This window comes from Ectobacillus sp. JY-23 (assembly GCF_023022965.1).
In the GTDB taxonomy this organism is placed as follows: domain Bacteria; phylum Bacillota; class Bacilli; order Bacillales; family Bacillaceae_G; genus Ectobacillus.
Window position 1 is genome coordinate 983,286 of sequence record NZ_CP095462.1, and the last position, 18,198, is coordinate 1,001,483.

Annotated in this window: 18 protein-coding genes; 6 read left to right on the forward strand and 12 right to left on the reverse strand. The window is 37.5% G+C overall.

From position 1 onward, the window contains the following. Positions 1-206: 206 nt before the first annotated feature. From MUG87_RS05155 to MUG87_RS05205, 11 genes are all read right to left on the reverse strand, one after another. A complete protein-coding gene (locus MUG87_RS05155) occupies positions 207-737 on the reverse strand; it encodes a spore maturation protein (protein WP_247086190.1) in 531 nt (176 codons plus the stop codon). After that, entirely contained in the window at positions 734-1,333 is a 600-nt protein-coding gene (locus MUG87_RS05160) for a nucleoside recognition domain-containing protein (RefSeq protein ID WP_247086191.1), read from the reverse strand. The genes MUG87_RS05155 and MUG87_RS05160 overlap by 4 nt, the downstream gene beginning before the upstream one ends. Beyond that, positions 1,326-2,450, reverse strand: a complete 1,125-nt coding sequence (locus MUG87_RS05165; protein WP_247086193.1) for a D-alanyl-D-alanine carboxypeptidase family protein — start codon at positions 2,448-2,450, stop codon at positions 1,326-1,328. The genes MUG87_RS05160 and MUG87_RS05165 overlap by 8 nt, the downstream gene beginning before the upstream one ends. 76 nt (positions 2,451-2,526) lie before the next feature. Continuing rightward, positions 2,527-3,444 carry a superoxide dismutase gene (locus MUG87_RS05170; RefSeq protein ID WP_247086195.1) on the reverse strand — a complete coding sequence of 306 codons (918 nt, stop codon included), beginning with the start codon at positions 3,442-3,444 and terminating at the stop codon, positions 2,527-2,529. 144 nt (positions 3,445-3,588) lie between these two features. Continuing rightward, positions 3,589-6,996 (reverse strand): family 10 glycosylhydrolase, encoded by a 3,408-nt coding sequence (locus MUG87_RS05175; RefSeq protein ID WP_247086197.1) that lies wholly within the window; start codon positions 6,994-6,996, stop codon positions 3,589-3,591. A 229-nt stretch (positions 6,997-7,225) separates the two neighbouring features. Next, positions 7,226-7,717, reverse strand: a complete 492-nt coding sequence (locus tag MUG87_RS05180) for a DUF3907 family protein (RefSeq protein WP_247086199.1) — start codon at positions 7,715-7,717, stop codon at positions 7,226-7,228. A 13-nt stretch (positions 7,718-7,730) separates the two neighbouring features. Then, a complete protein-coding gene (locus MUG87_RS05185; RefSeq protein WP_247086201.1) occupies positions 7,731-8,108 on the reverse strand; it encodes a hypothetical protein in 378 nt (125 codons plus the stop codon). An 81-nt stretch (positions 8,109-8,189) separates the two neighbouring features. Then, entirely contained in the window at positions 8,190-8,942 is a 753-nt protein-coding gene (locus tag MUG87_RS05190) for a hypothetical protein (RefSeq protein WP_247086203.1), read from the reverse strand. Between the two features lie 72 nt (positions 8,943-9,014). After that, the gene (locus MUG87_RS05195) at positions 9,015-9,722 is read right to left on the reverse strand and encodes an IucA/IucC family C-terminal-domain containing protein (RefSeq protein ID WP_247086205.1); all 708 of its coding nucleotides are present in this window, start codon (positions 9,720-9,722) and stop codon (positions 9,015-9,017) included. A gap of 169 nt (positions 9,723-9,891) precedes the next feature. Beyond that, a complete protein-coding gene (locus MUG87_RS05200) occupies positions 9,892-10,038 on the reverse strand; it encodes a hypothetical protein (RefSeq protein WP_247086207.1) in 147 nt (48 codons plus the stop codon). Continuing rightward, on the reverse strand, positions 10,035-10,211 hold the full coding sequence (locus MUG87_RS05205) for a hypothetical protein (RefSeq protein ID WP_247086209.1): 177 nt from the start codon (positions 10,209-10,211) through the stop codon (positions 10,035-10,037). Before MUG87_RS05205 ends, MUG87_RS05200 begins: the two co-directional genes overlap by 4 nt. A gap of 233 nt (positions 10,212-10,444) precedes the next feature. On the opposite strand from MUG87_RS05205, the gene deoD reads away from it, so the two are divergent. The 3 genes from deoD (at position 10,445) to MUG87_RS05220 (ending at position 14,134) form a co-directional block, all read left to right on the forward strand. After that, the gene (deoD, locus tag MUG87_RS05210; RefSeq protein ID WP_247086211.1) at positions 10,445-11,149 is read left to right on the forward strand and encodes a purine-nucleoside phosphorylase; all 705 of its coding nucleotides are present in this window, start codon (positions 10,445-10,447) and stop codon (positions 11,147-11,149) included. Positions 11,150-11,292: 143 nt separating this feature from the next. Next, positions 11,293-13,107, forward strand: coding sequence for a HAMP domain-containing sensor histidine kinase (locus tag MUG87_RS05215; RefSeq protein WP_247086213.1), 1,815 nt, complete (start codon positions 11,293-11,295; stop codon positions 13,105-13,107). Between the two features lie 496 nt (positions 13,108-13,603). Further along, complete coding sequence (locus tag MUG87_RS05220; protein ID WP_247086215.1) at positions 13,604-14,134, forward strand: tyrosine-type recombinase/integrase; 531 nt, start codon at positions 13,604-13,606, stop codon at positions 14,132-14,134. Positions 14,135-14,320: 186 nt separating this feature from the next. Here the strand turns inward: MUG87_RS05220 and MUG87_RS05225 are convergent, their stop codons facing one another. Further along, positions 14,321-15,160: a DUF72 domain-containing protein gene (locus MUG87_RS05225; protein WP_247086217.1), complete on the reverse strand. Its 840-nt coding sequence runs from the start codon at positions 15,158-15,160 to the stop codon at positions 14,321-14,323. 255 nt (positions 15,161-15,415) lie between these two features. On the opposite strand from MUG87_RS05225, the gene MUG87_RS05230 reads away from it, so the two are divergent. The 3 genes from MUG87_RS05230 to MUG87_RS05240 all read left to right on the forward strand — a co-directional run bounded on the left by MUG87_RS05230 (position 15,416) and on the right by MUG87_RS05240 (position 18,105). Continuing rightward, positions 15,416-15,853 carry a hypothetical protein gene (locus MUG87_RS05230; RefSeq protein WP_247086219.1) on the forward strand — a complete coding sequence of 146 codons (438 nt, stop codon included), beginning with the start codon at positions 15,416-15,418 and terminating at the stop codon, positions 15,851-15,853. A 610-nt stretch (positions 15,854-16,463) separates the two neighbouring features. After that, the gene (locus MUG87_RS05235; protein ID WP_124563829.1) at positions 16,464-17,084 is read left to right on the forward strand and encodes a DUF47 domain-containing protein; all 621 of its coding nucleotides are present in this window, start codon (positions 16,464-16,466) and stop codon (positions 17,082-17,084) included. A gap of 19 nt (positions 17,085-17,103) precedes the next feature. Beyond that, entirely contained in the window at positions 17,104-18,105 is a 1,002-nt protein-coding gene (locus MUG87_RS05240) for an inorganic phosphate transporter (RefSeq protein ID WP_247086221.1), read from the forward strand. Positions 18,106-18,198 lie beyond the last annotated feature (93 nt).

Consider the following 18,198-nt stretch of genomic DNA (forward strand, 5'->3'; position numbering starts at 1 on the left):
CACCTCAAATTTATCTTACTCACATAAGAAAGCGAATACAAGCAGACACTTTCTTATCGCGCGTATTTTCGCAACATTTCGTTAACATTTTGTTCACTTTTTCGACATAAATACTATGTATGAACACACTACATGAAATACGATGCTACTATTTCATTATTATACTAAAATTTTGATCAAAAAGAAAATAACCATCGCATAGATGGTTATCTGAACATAAGAGTCACAAATACAATTGAACAAACAATACCGATAAAGTCTGCAAACAGTCCAACCTTAAGTGCATCGCCCATTTTACGAATACCTACTGCACCAAAATAGACGGTCAATACATAAAAGGTTGTATCTGTACTTCCTTGCATGACAGCTGCTAGCTTCCCGATAAACGAATCAGCCCCGTAAGTTGCAATCAAATCTGTTGTGATACTAAGACCCGCTGATCCTGAGATAGGACGAATTAGCGCCAAGGGAACAATTTCTGCAGGTACACCGATAGCATCAAGCACTGGCTTCATCAAGCCTACAAACGCATTCAATGCTCCAGAGGCACGAAAAATAGCAATAGATACTAGCATCCCTACCATAAATGGCAAAATAGAAACAGCGATTTGAATGCCTTCTTTGCCCCCTTCCACAAACGTTTCGTAAGTGGGAACACGCTTCCATGTGCCGTATAACAAAATAAATGCAATCATACACGGTATAAGCCAAAGTGAAATGGTGTTTACGATACTCATTTTTTCCCCCTCCCACTTTTTATTCGTTTGTTGTAAAAGTAACGGTCAATCCAAATAGCTCCCATCATTGACAATAACTGTGCGATAAATGTAACCCCAACAATATCTGTTGGATTTGCAGAATTATATGTCATACGAATAGAAATCACCGTTGCTGGAATCAATGTGATGGCTGATGTGTTTAATGCCAGAAATGTAATCATGGAGCGGCTTGCTTCATCCTTTCCGCCATTCAACTCTTTTAACCTCTCCATCGCTTTAATCCCAAGCGGTGTAGCGGCATTACCAAGCCCAAACAAGTTTGCCATCATATTCGACAAGATAAACCCCATTGCTGGATGATCTTTCGGAACATCCGGAAACAGCTTTTTGACAAGCGGCATAAAAATCGTGACAAGCTTTTTTAAAAGACCAGCTTCTTCAGCAATCTTCATGAGCCCCAGCCAGAAAATTAATACACTGACCAAACCGATACAAATAGTGACTCCACTTTTTGCTCCTTCAAATACTGCTTTATTGACGGCTTCCATCGTTCCATTTATCATCGCATATACAACACCGATAATGGTCATTGCAACCCACACTAAATTAACCATCGTATTTGACACCTAGCATTGATGAAAACACTTCTTTAAAATCACTCCACAGTAGGCCCGTTGTTTGAAGCTGTTTCTTCTTGCTGTAAAAAACATTGCGCTGTCCAGCCACTTTACCATTAAATCTTAATATCGCTTTTCCAACAATTTCACCATCCTTTGGCTTTGCTTTTTTCACGAGTTCCACATCTACTTGAACGAGCCTATCTTCTCCCTTAGAAAGCGGATAGGACAAGGGATTCTTAATATAAAGATGGTTTTGATATGCTCCATCCTCCACCCGTAGCCCCCCTTTGACCAATATGTCTGTTAGCTTGTACTGTTTAAAGCCTTGTTCAAATAAATGCATATGGTCATCCCAATCACTTGAGGCTTGCAATGTAACAACAATTAAATCTAACCCATTTTTAGAAGCCGTCGTGACGAGTGTACGACCTGCTTTTTTTGTAAATCCAGTTTTCCCCCCTGTAGTGCTCTCATACATAAAGGTTAATAACTTATGTTTATTTTTCCATGGATAATCCCAGGACTCCGATTGATAGCTTTTGGTGCCAAATATCTTCTTGAATGCCGTATTGTTCATTGCATAACGTGTGAGCATAGCCATATCATAAGCAGAAGAATAATGCGTACCGTCTCCATCTAAACCGCTGGGATTTGAAAAATGTGTATTTTTCATGCCAATCTCGGTTGCTTTTTCGTTCATCATATAGACAAATCCTTCCACACTTCCTCCAACATACTCAGCAATCGCATGCGCCGCATCATTGCCCGATCGCAGCATAAGACCATATACCAGGTCTTCAAGAACTACCTTATCTCCGGGCTTCAAATAAATAGATGACCCTTCTACACGAACCGCGTTACTGCTGATTGTCACCTTTTCCTTCATCTTCCCAGATTCCGTTGCCAACAATGCTGTCATAATTTTTGTGATACTGGCAATCTTTTCGGGGTGATGTGCCATTTTTTCATACAGTACACGACCTGAACTTTGTTCAATTAAGACCGCGTTGCGGGCACTTACATTGTCAAACGCAGCATATGTATGTACAGGGAGACATAGCACAATACTAAAAATCAAACTAAATTTTAAAACAATCTGCATGTGTTTCACTTCCTTTATTTACGCATTTTTTGTACAAGTGTATGCTTGACCTACTTAAATATGATAAAAAAGACGCGTGACGCGTCTAGTATGCTTCCCACTCTATTTTTCGTGCTTTTTCAAAACGCTCCTCCACATTGCCCCAATTCACAACATTCCACCAATTATTTACATATTCTTCTTTTCTATTTTGGTACTGTAGGTAATACGCATGTTCCCATACATCTAGCACTAACAGTGGAATCGTATCCCATTGCGTAAACAGCTGATGTAATGTGCTTTGTAGAATCTCTAGCCTACCAGATCTCGGCGCCCACACAAGAATAGCCCAACCCGAGCCCTCTACCTTGTTTGCTGCTTCTGTAAAATGTTTTTTGAATTTGTCAAAGTTACCGAAGTCTGATTCAATTTGCCGAAGGAGCTTTCCGCCAGGTCGTCCTCCGCCACCTCGCTTCATATTCCCCCAAAATATCGTGTGTAAATAATGACCGGATCCGTGAAATGCAGCTTCTCGTTCCCAGTGTTTTAATAATTCGAAATTGTTGGTATCTCTGGCCATTTGCATCATTTTTTCAGCCTTATTCAAGCCATCGACATAGCTACGATGGTGTTTATCATGATGTAGTCTCATAATTTCTTTTGCGATATACGGCTCTAATGCATTATAGGCATACGGAAGCGGCGGCAGTGTATGTCCTCCTATCGGAACACTCCGCGTATCTTGATGCCTCTCATACATGGCATACTCGTCATAATGTCCTGAGACAAGCACTTCTTGTAAATGCCCTTGAATATTATCCACATCGTCGCTAATTTGATAAACAAACTCCACATCATAATCAAACTCATTGGCTTTAATGCGATCAAGGAGCACCTGTATCCTATATTCAAGCATATGCACATCATATATTTCAGTTGCTCTACTATCTAATACATGTAATACACTTTCGCACCAATGTTCCACTTCATCAAAATAATGATTAAATACCTCACGCTGGTTCATTAGGCACCTCCCTACTGTATTAAATGTATTCACTCGAGCAAATCACTATAACCTTTTTGCATATTCAATTCTGAAAACCCAAGAAACCTATTTCATATTCGCTGTACACGTAAAAAAGACGCGAGCACTTAGTCTCGCGTCTTTTTAATCTACATAGTTATATAATCCATTAAATAAAGCTTGCGCTTGTGTTTGTTGATACTTCGGTGAAATGAGAAGCGCTCTTTCCAACGGGTTGGAGATAAAGCCCAACTCTGCTAAAACAGCAGGTCTTTCATTGTTACGAAGAACACTAAAATCAGCTGTTTTAACATATCTATTTCTTGCATTTGTACTTGAAATTAATGCACTTTGAATAGAATTAGCTAACAAGGTGCTCTCATTTACCACCCCCGCTGTAGGGTGATAGTATGTCTCAATACCTGAAATATTCGTATCTACAGAAGAATTAACATGAATGCTGACAAAAGCATCAGCAGAAAGATTGTTAGCTACTTCTGCACGCATTTTTAAATCTGTTGCTTTATCCATATCTAATTGCGTATCCGTACTTCTTGTCATTGCAACCGTTGCACCGTGTGACTGTAATAGTGCTCGCAATCTAAGTGCTACGTTCAGCACAATATCTTTCTCATAATATGTGCCATAAACAGCGCCAGAATCTATACCGCCATGTCCCGGATCCAACACAATCGTTTTACCATGTAATGGACTTACAAGAAACGGTGATGATGTAGATGTTTGGATGCCTTTTTGATCGGTTACACGTATGGTTACTGTATGTGTCCCCTTTGTTAGTCCTGCTGTGTCTAATGTATACGTAAAACCACTGTTACTTGTGTTGTATAAAGGAAACACCTTCGCTACATCAGATCTTGAAATGCCATATTGCGCTGTACCTTTTAGCATGCCATCTACTAATACTTCTACTTTGGAAACACCATTTTCAGATAACGCCCAGCCGCTTACGGTTTGCATCTTACCTACAGCTTTGTTTGGAGTGGGTTGATCTAAATACATTTGCATTGGCAATTTGACGACATTTACAACTGTATCTGTAGCTTGTACGTCTCCGGCTTTAGAAATACTTCTAACCGTTACCGTATGTTTACCCGCCGACAAAGCACTAGTATTTAACAAATACTCATAGCCGCTGTTTTTGTTATTATACTTTGGATAGACATTATACACATCTGGTCTTGAAATACCATACTTAGCAATCCCTTGCAATTTTCCATCCACTAAGATTTCTACTTTTTCAATGCCCTCTTCCGCTAAAGCCCAGCCGCTAATTCTTTGTGTAGACGCAATATCTTGATTATACCGAATAGAATCTACACTAGAACGCATTGGAAGTGCTCGCACAACTTCAACACGACTTTGAACAGTTTGCACATCTCCGCCTTTTGTTTTAATAAGCAACGAGACAGTATGCAGTCCTTGTGTTAAAGTTCTTGTGTCAAGGGAATAACGATAGCCACTGTTTTGATTTTTATACTGCGGATAGATAGCGTAAACATCCGGTCTAGATACTTCTAGCGTTGCATTTCCTTGTCGTACACCATCTACTAACACTTGTACCTCAGCAATACCATCTTCTGCCAAAGCCCACCCGCTGATATTTTGATTGCCATTAATTTTAATACCGTCCCAAAGACTATCGAGACTATAGCGAAGTGGTAAATTTCGCAGCACTTGCACAGGTACCTGCTGCGTATGCTGCAAGCCATTGGAATCTGTAATACGAACGCCTAATTGATGAGCCCCGCTCTTGTACAAGAGTGTATTCAACTTATACGTAAAACCACTATTTTGATTGTTGTACTGTGGATAAACATTATATACATCAGTACGCAACACACCATAGTTTGCTTGGCCAATTACGTGCCCGTCCATGAGCAACTCAACCTTAGAAACACCGCTTTCTGCAAGTGCCCAGCCGCTTACATTCGCTGTGCCTTTTATACTTGCATTCACAGAAGGCTGGTCCACCCACATTTGAAACGGAGATAATGTTTTAGCAAACGTTGGCGCACTTTCATTTTGAAGACGATCTAAGGCTGTAACAGCGTACTCATACTCTTCCTTAGGAGATGCATCTTTATCAAGAAATGATAAGCTCTGACTGCTATGAATCGTTGCAATTAACTTTGTTGCATCTTCCAAATTATGCGCTTCTCCGCGTTTAAAGCGATAGACAGCATAGGAGTTTGCCCCGCTTGTTACCTTCCAACTAATGGTCACACCTTGAGAACTTCGCGAAACAGATAAACCCTGAGGCTGACCAGGGGGCGTTTTGTCTATATGGGTCATCGCTGGGATAATAGCAGGATTTTGATACACACCATTTTGTAAATTGCTTGCAATACTAAGCGCATTTTGTTGCAATGTTTCAGATCTAAAGTGCATACTACCGGCTACATTCTTTTGGCGATTAAATATAATTTGATTTGGAATCTCATTTTGTGCCGTTCGCCAATCTTCCAAACTATTATAGGTATTAAGCTTGTAATCTGCATGACCAATATAAAGATGAACATTCGTACCCTTTACTTGCTCACTCCACCAGTTGGTTACCACCTCATACGGAGCCGCTTTATGACCAAATTTCCAATAGACTTGCGGCGCAATATAATCGATCCAGTTTTGCTTTACCCATTTCAAAGAATCTGCGTATACGCGGTAGTAACTTTCCATGCCCGTTGTATATGTGCCATCTCCCTTAGGGATATTTTTCCATATTCCATTTGGACTAATACCGAACTTTACATAGGGCTTTACGGCTTTAATCCCTTTACTAAGGTCGTTAACAAATAGATTGATATTATTTCTGCGCCAATCTCCTACATTTGTAAAACCGTTTGCATACTTTTCAAACGTTTGAGCATCATTAAAGTCTGCATCGTTTTTAATATCGGGATAGAAATAATCATCTAGGTGAATCGCATCAACGTCATAGTTTTTTACAACTTCTAAAATTGTGCTTTTAATATAGTCCCGCACTTCTGGGAGACCTGGATTATAGTACATACCATTATTGTAATCTACTTTCCACTCTGGGTGCACACGCGCTGGATTAGAGGCTGCCAAACTATTTACATCTGTGCTGCCTGTTGCAACGCGAAACGGATTAAACCACGCATGAAATTCCATATTACGTTTGTGAGCTTCTGTAATCATGAATTCCAACGGATTATAGCCCGGATCTTTACCTTGCACACCTGTTAGAAACTGCGACCATGGAGCAAGATTAGTAGGATACAAGGCATCGCCCATTGGTCTAACCTGTACAATTACCGCGTTCATTCCAGTCGCTTTTAAACGATCAAGCAAAGATATAAACTCAGCTTTTTGCGCTTGTTGATCATTTTTGGTTTTGGGCCAATCTAGATTCCATACCGTAGATACCCAGGCAGCTCGCATCTCTCTTTTACTATCGCTTTGCGTTTCTGCTTTCGCTGCTTCATAGGGAACAAGCGGTATAAGAATAGTAGATAGTAGCAAACACAATACAAGCATCGCTTTCCATATTCTGTTGTAAGTGTAATTCAAAGTGTGCTTTTCCCTCCTAATAGTAAATATTTTGGCTCACATTAAAAAATGATATCACCAACCCTGTATAGTGTCTAGACAAAATACGACATTATACATTATTGGAATATTATTCTGCTACGCTTAAAAACTCCGGTAGCAAACTTACAAACATGAAAAAAAACGGCCCCTGTATATATGAGCCGTTTTTAAAAGAGGACATGCGTATACGCAATTTATGCAAAGAACATTATTTAGACTGTGTAATCTTTGTCTGATAATCTGTTTCGTAGTAGTCTAATTCCTCCCGTAAATGTTGAAACTTCCCTTCCAGCTTTTTCATAAGTAGCTGAATGGAGGGAGGTGCTTGCCTTGGAAAGGCAATCGCATTTTTTCCTGTATATGCAGAACGGCTATTTTCAAACCAACAATCATTTTTAGGGGAGAAAAACTCCGCAATTACTTGATGATAAATTTTATATAAAATACGTTCTGCCGCTTGCTTGCGGAACGGAATGCTCATAATGACAACCTTGCAAGCATCAGACCCCTCCTCACAATAAACAAGCAATCTTCTCACAGTAGCCAGCAGTTCCTTATAATATACAATATCTCCTTGAGGTACTTCAGCGTGTATCGCCCCGATTGTATGATTATTAGCATACTCCGTAAGTATGTCAATAACTTCACGCAAGTACAATTCTACCTGTTTCGTTTGATTCTCGACAATTACATTTGACATCACTAACTCTCCCTTACTGTTCTATATTTTTTTGTAAATCTGCTGTAATCCGAATAGCCTTATCTATGGGTTCCTCTGTTAAATAAGAGACAAACTCGTCAATCGTAGAGATATATAATCGTTTTCTTTCCATTAGCATAGGTGTTTTTAATAAGCAAATAAGTGCAAATGTTTCTTTTAACTTAAGATTGTACTGTTTAATGAAAGTAAGCATATGTGAGAAGTCTGCTTGCTGTAAAATTTGCTCTTCAAAATAACGTAAATACAAAACAAAAAATGTACGTTCCTCACCGTTATGTACATACGTTACAAATGAACGATTAAAAAAATCTTCAGATGTATTCGACTGCGCTTTAACCAGTTCATATCCACCGATTTCTTTTACTTGCATGCAATCCCTCCTGTTCTACCATCATACAGTTCGCAATAACATAACATGCAGAAAAATAATATATATGTTACGGTTAAAGACTTATTGTTGTCTTCTCTCTGTAACATTTACTACAAAAGTTTTTTGGAACTTCTTTCCGTTTATGTAGAATTCTCCCCAAATTTTGTATGTTCCTTCTCGCGGAAACCGCAAAGAAAACTCCATTGTTTCTTTTTCTGAGCTCACAGCAGTAGTAAACTCGTTAGTTTCTTCGTTAACCGCCCATATACGCGATAATCGTCCCGTTATAGATGTAAAACGCAATCCTTTTTGTACAAATCGAAACATAAGTAACTCTGGTTGTTCAGGCTGTAGTGTATTAAAGATGAGCGATACATCGTATGAACCTATTTTTGTGGTCAGTATAGGATCTGGAAGTAAAGTATTGTCCCTCTTTTCGGGGGAGGACGTTAACTTCTTATATCCAATATTCTGAGTGCTTTTGTCATTTTCCATATAAACAAAGGCTGCAGCTGCTTTAGGTAATCCATAGGAAAAAGTGAACTTTCCATTTCCAGAATACGTTGGTTTCACTCGCTCATAGTGTTCAGCTGTCTCATCGACGATGAAAACATACATCTCATTACGAGCGCGATCACTTAATCTACGAAGCGTTTTTTTTTCGCTACTATGAAGAGTGAATTCTATTTCATGATTCGTTTTGTTTCCCCAAACAATTTCTGCTTCTTCATATACACCTGTTGCCTTAAAGACAAAAAGACCTTGTCGTTGCATGTAAAATCCTACCAACAAAACAAAACAGACCATTAAAGAAAGCTTTATAGTTCTTGTCATCCACAGCCTCCAGTCCTTTTGTCTAAATATTAACACAATTAAAGAGAGAAAAAAATAAAAAGCATAGCTTATCTATGCTTTTACAGATTGATATATTTCTAAACGTTGTTTTTCACCAATTCGAGGACATGTGTAGCATGGCCTTTTGGCATCCGTTTTATAGTTTAAACAACATGTGCGGCGTAATAATATCTCTTCTTGCCCTACATTCATAGTACAAAATGTTAAACAAAGAGGGTTAGATTGTATACCAAATACGTTAGAATGGGCACGTTGCAAATAATTAAAATCATTTACTAATGTTTGTTTAACAATCGGACTTGTTTCTGTTTCAATCCATTTTCTATACATAGCATGTACATAAAATGCAACATGTCCCCACATTATTGTTTTAGATAAGCCCGTGTGTTTCGCGAAAGCTTCAATCATGACACCCAGATGATCTCGAAATAAAGAAGTCAAGTACGCTTCCTGCCAAGTCATCGTATCTTTTCTTGCTTGTTCTTTCAGTGGCGTATACGTTACAATAGTACGATTTGCGACAGCAAAATGCATATTGTCTAAAGACAGATCCAATACAACCTGCCGTTTGCTCATACTTTCTAACACACCGATGTACGCATTATAGCGCTTTATAAACAAAGAAGCGGCAACTTTTTCATCAGGTGTTTGCATTGCATGCTGCAAAGCTGTCATATTGAGATTATTTTCTACAAAGTCTCTACCTGTTATATCCTTCTGCAAGTTATCTGTACTAAAAATACGATACGTGCTCCACATTTCTCTATGCCCCCGCCTTTTTGTACTCTATTCTAAGTTTATCAATAATGATAATCATTGTCAACAAAAAGTACATTTCGGACAAATGCGCTGATATATGTTTCCTGATATATAAACCGTAGCAAAGTAAAAGCGCAGAAACAACTTAAGCTTTACTTGCCACCAATATTTATAGGTTTTCTTCAGGACGTAATTCATATGCCACGAGGGCTACAGGCTTTCCTAATTGTTGCTCTATCTGTATTTCAACTTTCTTTAATATTTGGTTTTGTGCTTCTGTAATTTGGGCAAGTGCTGCTGAATTAGATTTTTTCATTTGTCTTCAGTTTCCTCTCTTTCTGGGTATCCACTCAAAAGCTCTTGTCCCGTTAATTCCTCAAACGATAGCCCCCCCAGTGCCCCAGGTGCTACCTCGCCTGTAATGCTGATTGTTGTTGTGGGACTTGTATCAGCCCAATCGCTTCTATGTATTTTTTGATCCTTTTTCATACACGACACTCCTATTGTTTGTTTTTTCACTTTATCTAGTGTGCCCTATATGCAAAAATATATTGATGTTTATAATTGCATTTAACTAGACACCATAAAGATGTGTGTTATCTAATAAAGTAATCTTGTACACATCATCCTACCTTGTGTTTTTCTATTGTTTTTATGTTTTGATGCTTTTTTGTTATATAAGTCGAGGGTACACAATTTAACATATACAGGAGGAATTGCAAATGAGCGTACATATTGAAGCAAAACAAGGAGAGATTGCTGAAACGATCTTACTACCTGGAGATCCGCTACGCGCAAAATATATTGCTGAGAATTTTTTAGAAGGTGCTACGTGTTATAACAATGTACGTGGCATGCTTGGATTTACCGGCACATATAAAGGAAAACGTGTATCTGTCCAAGGTACAGGAATGGGCGTCCCTTCTATATCTATCTACGTAAACGAATTGATCCAAAGCTACCGGGTCAAAAATTTAATTCGTGTAGGTACATGCGGCGCCATTCAAAAAGATGTCAAAGTACGCGATGTTATTTTAGCAATGACTTCTTGTACAGACTCTAACATGAATCGACTTACTTTCCCAGGTTTTGATTTTGCACCTTGCGCCGATTTTAACTTGTTGAAAAAAGCTTATGATGCTGGGGTCGCAAAAGGTTTAAACCTGCGTGTTGGAAATATTTTAACGGCTGATGTTTTCTACAGAGAAAGCATGGACATGGTCAAAAAATTAGGTGACTATGGTGTACTTGCTGTAGAAATGGAAACAACAGCCCTGTACACGTTAGCTTCTAAATTTGGTGCGAGGGCACTTTCTGTACTTACTGTAAGCGATCATATTTTTACCGGAGAAGAGACAACAGCAGAAGAAAGGCAAACAACATTTAATGATATGATTGTTGTAGCACTGGATGCTACAATCCAATAACGTAAAACTCGCCTATGGCGAGTTTTTTTATGACATTTTTGCTGGACTTCCCTGTCTCTATGACATGTTTTCTGTGCCTCTTTCACCCATACATGTCGCTAATTTGTTATAATGAGGAAAAATCTTGTGCGAGAGGTGTGTATGTGAAAAATCGTAGTATCGTATTAAAGTTGTTTTTATTGACAACAGGCTTGTTCACTATAACCTTTTTATTATTTTTTATTGGCCAATCACTTTTTTTAGAAAAGTTTTATATTAAGAAAAAAACACATAGTGTACAGCAGGCTTTTGAAACATTTGTGGAGGAATACAGCAAAAGCGATCAAAGCTTTGATGTAGTGAAACGCTTAAAACAGCGCTTCTATGATCAAACAAACGCACAGCTTATTTTACTGGACCGTAACGGTGTCATTAAAGACGAAAACTATTACTATATGGAGATACAAGGTACAAATGAAAAACGCCTATCCTACATCCCGTTAAATAACATACTATCAGGAGAAGAATACTCTTCTTTCATGAAATTGGGTCTCCAGGATAACGAACAGATATACGTAAAGGGAATTCGAAAAAAAGATCTTGTTATTCCCATCTCTATTTCCAGTTCGCATGGTGTATGGACAAACGACAATATTGTAGATGACTTAAAAACATACGGTATCCGGTGGGAAGATGTGCAAAAAGATTCTTCAAATCGCAATCCAATTACCTTACTTGAGGGAACTGTCACAAAGCAACACCTCCCCTCTAAAGCGGATTTACAAATTGTAAACAACATTGATGTAATTATTCAAGGTGTACAGCGTTGGGAATTATCTGTGCTTCTTGGGGAAGCCAATCCATCTGTGCTTACAAGCTATACATTTGGTGATGAAAAAAAGGGCTTAAATCAAATGTTTGTTAAACCAGTGCTACAAAAAGGTGAGGTTGTTGAATTTGCATTTGCAATGACATCTTTACAACCAGTAAATGAAGCAATGCTGGTATTGAAAGACTATTATGTATATGCTTTTATGATTGTATTTGTAGTCATTATATTGCTCTCGTTTTACTATTCTAAGATGATTGCAAAGCCTCTTATCAAAATGAATCAAGCAACAAAACGCTTAGCAAACTTTGACTTTTCAGAAAAGCTTCCCTATTCTTCAGAAGACGAAATTGGTAGCTTATCCGCAAGCATTAATACTCTGTCTGTCAACTTAAAAGATCGAATTGAACAGCTACATGTTGCTAATACGAAACTGCAAGAGGATGTAGAGCGAGAAAGGCGCTTGGAACGAACACGCAAAGAATTTATTTCAGGTGTTTCACACGAGCTCAAGACACCTTTAAGCGTAATACGTAGCTTTGCAGAAGGTATTAAAGATGGCGTAAGTAAAAATACCGATTATTATACAGATGTGATTTTAGAAGAAACAGATAAAATGAATACACTAATTGTGGAAATGCTAGAACTTGCCAAACTAGAATCTGGCACATATAAGTTACAAATGGAGGCCTTTTCTATTGATTCTTTGCTGCAGCAAGTGTGTACAAAAATGGCTTTTGGTATCCAGGAAAAGCACTTACACGTACAAGTGCTTACGGAACCCAATATTCTTGTATTAGCTAATCGAAACCGTATTGAACAAGTCATTGTAAACTTGCTAAGCAATGCTATTCAGTATACTCCTGCTGGTGAAACAATCACTGTCTCTGTACTCGCACAAGAACGCACCGTTCAAGTTTCTATCAAAAACACTGGTGAACCTATTCCTGAAGATAGCATTGATAAAATATGGGATCGCTTTTATAGACTAGATGCATCTCGTAGTAGACATACAGGCGGCTCGGGTTTAGGGTTATCCATTGTTAAGAATATATTAGAGCTGCACGGCGCACTCTATGGTGTACGTAATGAAGAAGATGGGGTTGTATTTTATTTTACATTATCAAAATTTGAGAAGGACTCCGTGTAGATACGGAGTCTTTTTTGTATCGAACGTGTCCACCCACTTACTAAGATACGCCTCACCCTAAGGTGGACTATATAAGTCCATGTAGTATTAGCAACTAGGAATCAAAAGCGCTGGAACATCTTGCTAAGTGCTTTTTCAACTCTGCGCAAAGACTCTAAGCCCTTCTCCTCGCCACACATCTCCCCTTCTTCTCTCCTCTCTAAAATGTATGTTTTTTATTTGTGCTGATATAACAGAATAAATTTTTCTTAATTTCACCAAGAGTTCACATGAAATACACAAAGTTCTCCTATAGTAAAACCATAGATTACATCTATGATTGCCATTGATATACTCATAAACAAAACCAACATTTTCTTTATGCATGAAAAGAACCGGCGACATGTAGTAGCGCTTAGTAAATTATAAGCACCATAGAAATGCTTCTCTCGTTTTCATCGCAATTTATATCTCTAAAAATTTTGTATTATATATTTGATAAGGAGCGTGTGTACATATGAAAATAACAGGAAAACCTATTCAAAATCCCAATTTACTTAGTAAGATGAAGCAATTCCTTTTACAATCTTCTAAGCGAGATGCGCTATTATTTTCTTTTGCTGTTAATTCTGGTCTTAAGGTAAGTGAAATTTTACAACTAAAAATATGTGATGTGGTTGACCACCAAGGTCAGATTAGACAATCTATTCTATTTCGCAATGAAAAAACAAAAAAGCATAAATGGTTTGCACTGAATAAAGAATTACACGAAGCACTCACTGAATATCTAAAAGAGCGCACATTAGGGGATAGAAATGAATACTTGTTGAAATCTCAAAAAGGAAAAAAATCAATTACAAGACAACACGCATGGTTTATTTTAAATAAAGCGGCAAAAGAAGTAGGTCTTGATGGCATTAGCTCTCACACACTACGCAAAACGTGGGGATACATTTGCTATAAATCCGGTGTGGATATTGCTTTTTTGCAACATTTTTTCGACCATAGTACCCCTTCCAAAACATTAAAATATATAGGAATTTCATAAATGCCTTGACGTCGATAATGATAACCATTATCATTTAAGGTGAGGAAACTATATTTCTTCTTTCCATATAAAAAGCACCATTCCCCCCTGTTGTATGGTGCTTTTTATACATTATACAAAAGCCATTTTCTGTCATTTCTTTTTGCAAAGCTGAGTTAAAGCTTGGATGATAAAATTTAGCCTTTTTTACAAAAGACGCAATTGCTCCGGCTCATCTTCACCGTAGCTGATCCCCAATAAGCTCATCAATTTTTTTGCATTATCTGCAGCATCTCCGCCTGAATTATTGTTAAACAAAATACAAATATCCTTAGAATGTTGTTGCAATAATTTAATCCTGCTTACCCATTCCTGTAGCTCTTTTTCACTGTAACGGTATAAACAGCGAACAGCTCGCCAGTTTTCTTGTCTTTTCCAACCATATGTATTTCTGCCATGCAGGCGTATTAGTGTCAAATCTCTATGCGTTGCTTCTGTTACGATTGGGACAGACCCTTCTATTGTCTGTGGTTCATCACAAACAGTATGCATCCACTTTGCATTACGTAAAAATTGAAGCGTTTTTTCTTTCATTTCACTCTCAAACCAAGACGGATGGCGAAATTCAATTGCACATGGAAGATTCCCCATCTTCTCTTTGGTATATATTAACATATCCACACTTTTTTTCGTACACTCAAACCAAGGTGGATATTGAAATAGCACTGTTTTTAACTTTTTTGCTTCTACTATAGGATATATAGATTCTTTAAAAACATGAAACATTTCATCCGGCGTATTAAAAGGTATTTCTCCTCGCATATGCCCTGTCATTCCTTGATATGCTTTGACGACAAAAGAAAAATTGTCCGGTGTCTCTTCTATCCATTTATTATAATTACGCGCAGGTTGCATAGCATAAAAAGAACTGTCGACTTCAACAATAGGAAACTGTCGACTATATGCATGCAGCTTATGCTTCGTTGCATGTTTATCTAAGTAGATTGAATCGTGATCGCCCCATCCTGTTAAGCCAATAAAAATCATAGCAGCACTCCATTTTTTATTTTCTTCATTTTACCAAAAAGCCATTATTTTGTCGAAACCGAAAGTTTTATACAACGTATTTGAATGTTGATGTATGTCACGCTCAGAAAACACTACTCATTTAGATGTTAACAACTAAAGTATGTTCGTAACATTGTTTAATTTTACGATTCTTTACGCCATATTCATATAAATTTAATGCTTTTGATGTATGCTTTATGTTGTAAACACACATCAAAAGTGAGGTGTCGAGTTATGATAAAGATACGCAACTTTGCTTTTATTACCTCGTTAGTCGCTTTATTTGCAGGTATTTGGCTACTGTTAGAGTACCATGATAAAACCGAAGCAGCTCGTCCCCTCTCTCCATCATATAAATTACTAGGTGCTAAACCAGTATCTATGCCTATTTCTCAAACACAACAGCGCGAAAAACAAGTTGTGAAAGGCATGTTGATTACACCTGCATCTTCCTATGAAGATCTTATTAAAATTGCCAAGGAGCTTCAGGCACGCTATAAGTACAAACATATTGACTATATCCAATTATCTGTTCATAATCCAAATACAGGTTTGTATGAAGATTTACCTTATGAGCCTGTTAGCAAAGCGATGCTCCAAATTGCTTGTACGAATCGTGGAAAATCTGAATTACAAGCAAATAAACCCATTGTTGTTACGATACACAATTAACAAAGACGTCTTTTAATCATTTACCTCCTTATTCTGCACCTCGTCCTATAGAGTGCATATAATAGAACATGCCAGACGATATGCTAAAAGGATGAAGAGCATGAAATATCTAAAAAAAACGTATACAAAACAAGTAAGGTCGAACCTACCACAAAACCATCAAAATATAAATAACCCTGAGGAAGTTTGGCTTCTAAAACCGTGCAATTGCAAGCATAAAACCCTCTCATCAAAAAAACATAATAATACATCTTCTTGAAAAACCTTCATTTACAAACTCTAAAGCAGCTATCAATTTAGATAGCTTTTTTTATTATAACTCGGTTCAAGTTCTTCGTTGGTTTCCGTTACGGTGATTCGCTCCAATCAACAAGCGTTAATTATCAACATTAGACTTTAACACTCCCTTATTCACATATTCCACATATCACCTCTTTTACAACTAAGCCCCTACAATTGTAAAAAATTAATTAATTTACGAAGTTATCAAGGTTTTAAATGTTAAGTTTTTGTAAAGATTAAGAGAAAATATTTCAATTTCCGACAAAACTCTGTTAAGATTGACTAGCCAATCTTATTCATAATTATTCTTTGGTGGGGGTTAAAAACTATGGTTTTCAAAAGTAAAAAAGACAAGTTTTCCGAAATGTTAACAAATGTATCGGTAAACTTAAAAGAAAGTGCTCAATTTTTCGCAGACTACAAAATTAAAAACGCCAGTGATTTAAAAGAGTTCTCTATGCGAATGAAAGAGTATGAAACAAAAGGTGATACGTACATTCACGAAATCATTGTTGAATTGAACAAAGCGTTTATTACGCCGATTGAACGTGAAGATATTTTACAACTCGCTATCAGCATGGACGATGTTTTAGACGGTCTTGAGCATTGTGCTGCTCTATTTGAAATGTATTCTGTTACAACTGCTGATCAATATATGGTCAAGTTTGTAAATGAAATTCACGCTTGCGCTATCGAGATTGCAGAATCCGTGAATCTGCTTTCTAACAAAAAATTGTTAGACATTCGATCTAATGCAATTAAAATTAAAGACCACGAGTCGACTTGTGATGAAATCCGTCGTCACTCAATTAAAAACTTATTCTCGATTGAAAAAGATCCAATCAAGATCATTCAGTACAAAGAAATTTATGAAAACTTGGAAGAAATTGCCGATAGCTGTCAAGGTGTGGCAAACGTTCTAGAAACAATTATCATGAAAAACGCGTAATTAAGGAGTATATAGAACGATGGACACAATGTTAATTTTAACAATTCTAGTTGTTATCGGCGCACTGGCCTTTGACTTTATTAACGGATTCCATGACACTGCAAACGCAATTGCAACTTCCGTTTCTACAAAAGCTCTAAAGCCGCGTCAAGCGATTATTTTAGCCGCTGTTATGAATTTTGTAGGTGCTATGGCATTTACAGGCGTAGCTAAAACCATTACAAAAGATATCGTCGATCCATTTAAATTGGAAAATGGCTCAGTCGTTATTTTAGCTGCATTGATAGCAGGTATTACTTGGAACTTAATTACATGGTATTATGGAATTCCTAGCAGTTCTTCTCATGCAATTATTGGTTCTATTGCTGGTGCCGCAATTGCAGCAGCCGGTTTTGGCTCCCTAAACTATGCGGGATTCTTAAAGATTCTTGAGTCGCTAATTATTTCACCTATTTTGGCTTTTGCTGTGGGTTATCTTGTATATACAATCTTTAAAATATCCTTTAAAAACTTAAATTTAACAAAAACAAATAAACGTTTCCGTTATATTCAAATCTTAACCGCTGCACTACAAGCATTTACACACGGAACAAACGATGCGCAGAAAGCGATGGGTATTATTACTATGGCACTTATTGCTGGTAACTACCATCATTCAGCAGATGTAATTCCGTTTTGGGTACAGCTTTCTTGTGCGATAGCAATGGGCGTTGGTACTTCTGTAGGTGGATGGAAAATTATTAAAACTGTAGGCGGAAAAATTATGAAAATCCGTCCTGTTAACGGTGTCGCTGCTGATTTGACAGGCGCTGCTGTTATCTTTGGAGCTTCTTACATTCATTTACCGGTAAGTACAACGCATGTTATTTCATCTTCTATTTTAGGGGTTGGATCTGCTCATCGCGTAAAAGGGGTACAGTGGGGTACCGCCCAGCGTATGTTAATCACATGGTTTATTACATTGCCAATTTCTGCCACATTAGCAGCATTGACATACTTTGTACTAGAGTTATTCTTCTAAAAAAACACCTTCCGAGGTGTTTTTTTATACAATAGAATTGGGATAGGAAAAGAGAAGCTTTATAGGATGGATATATAACGTTACTACTTAATT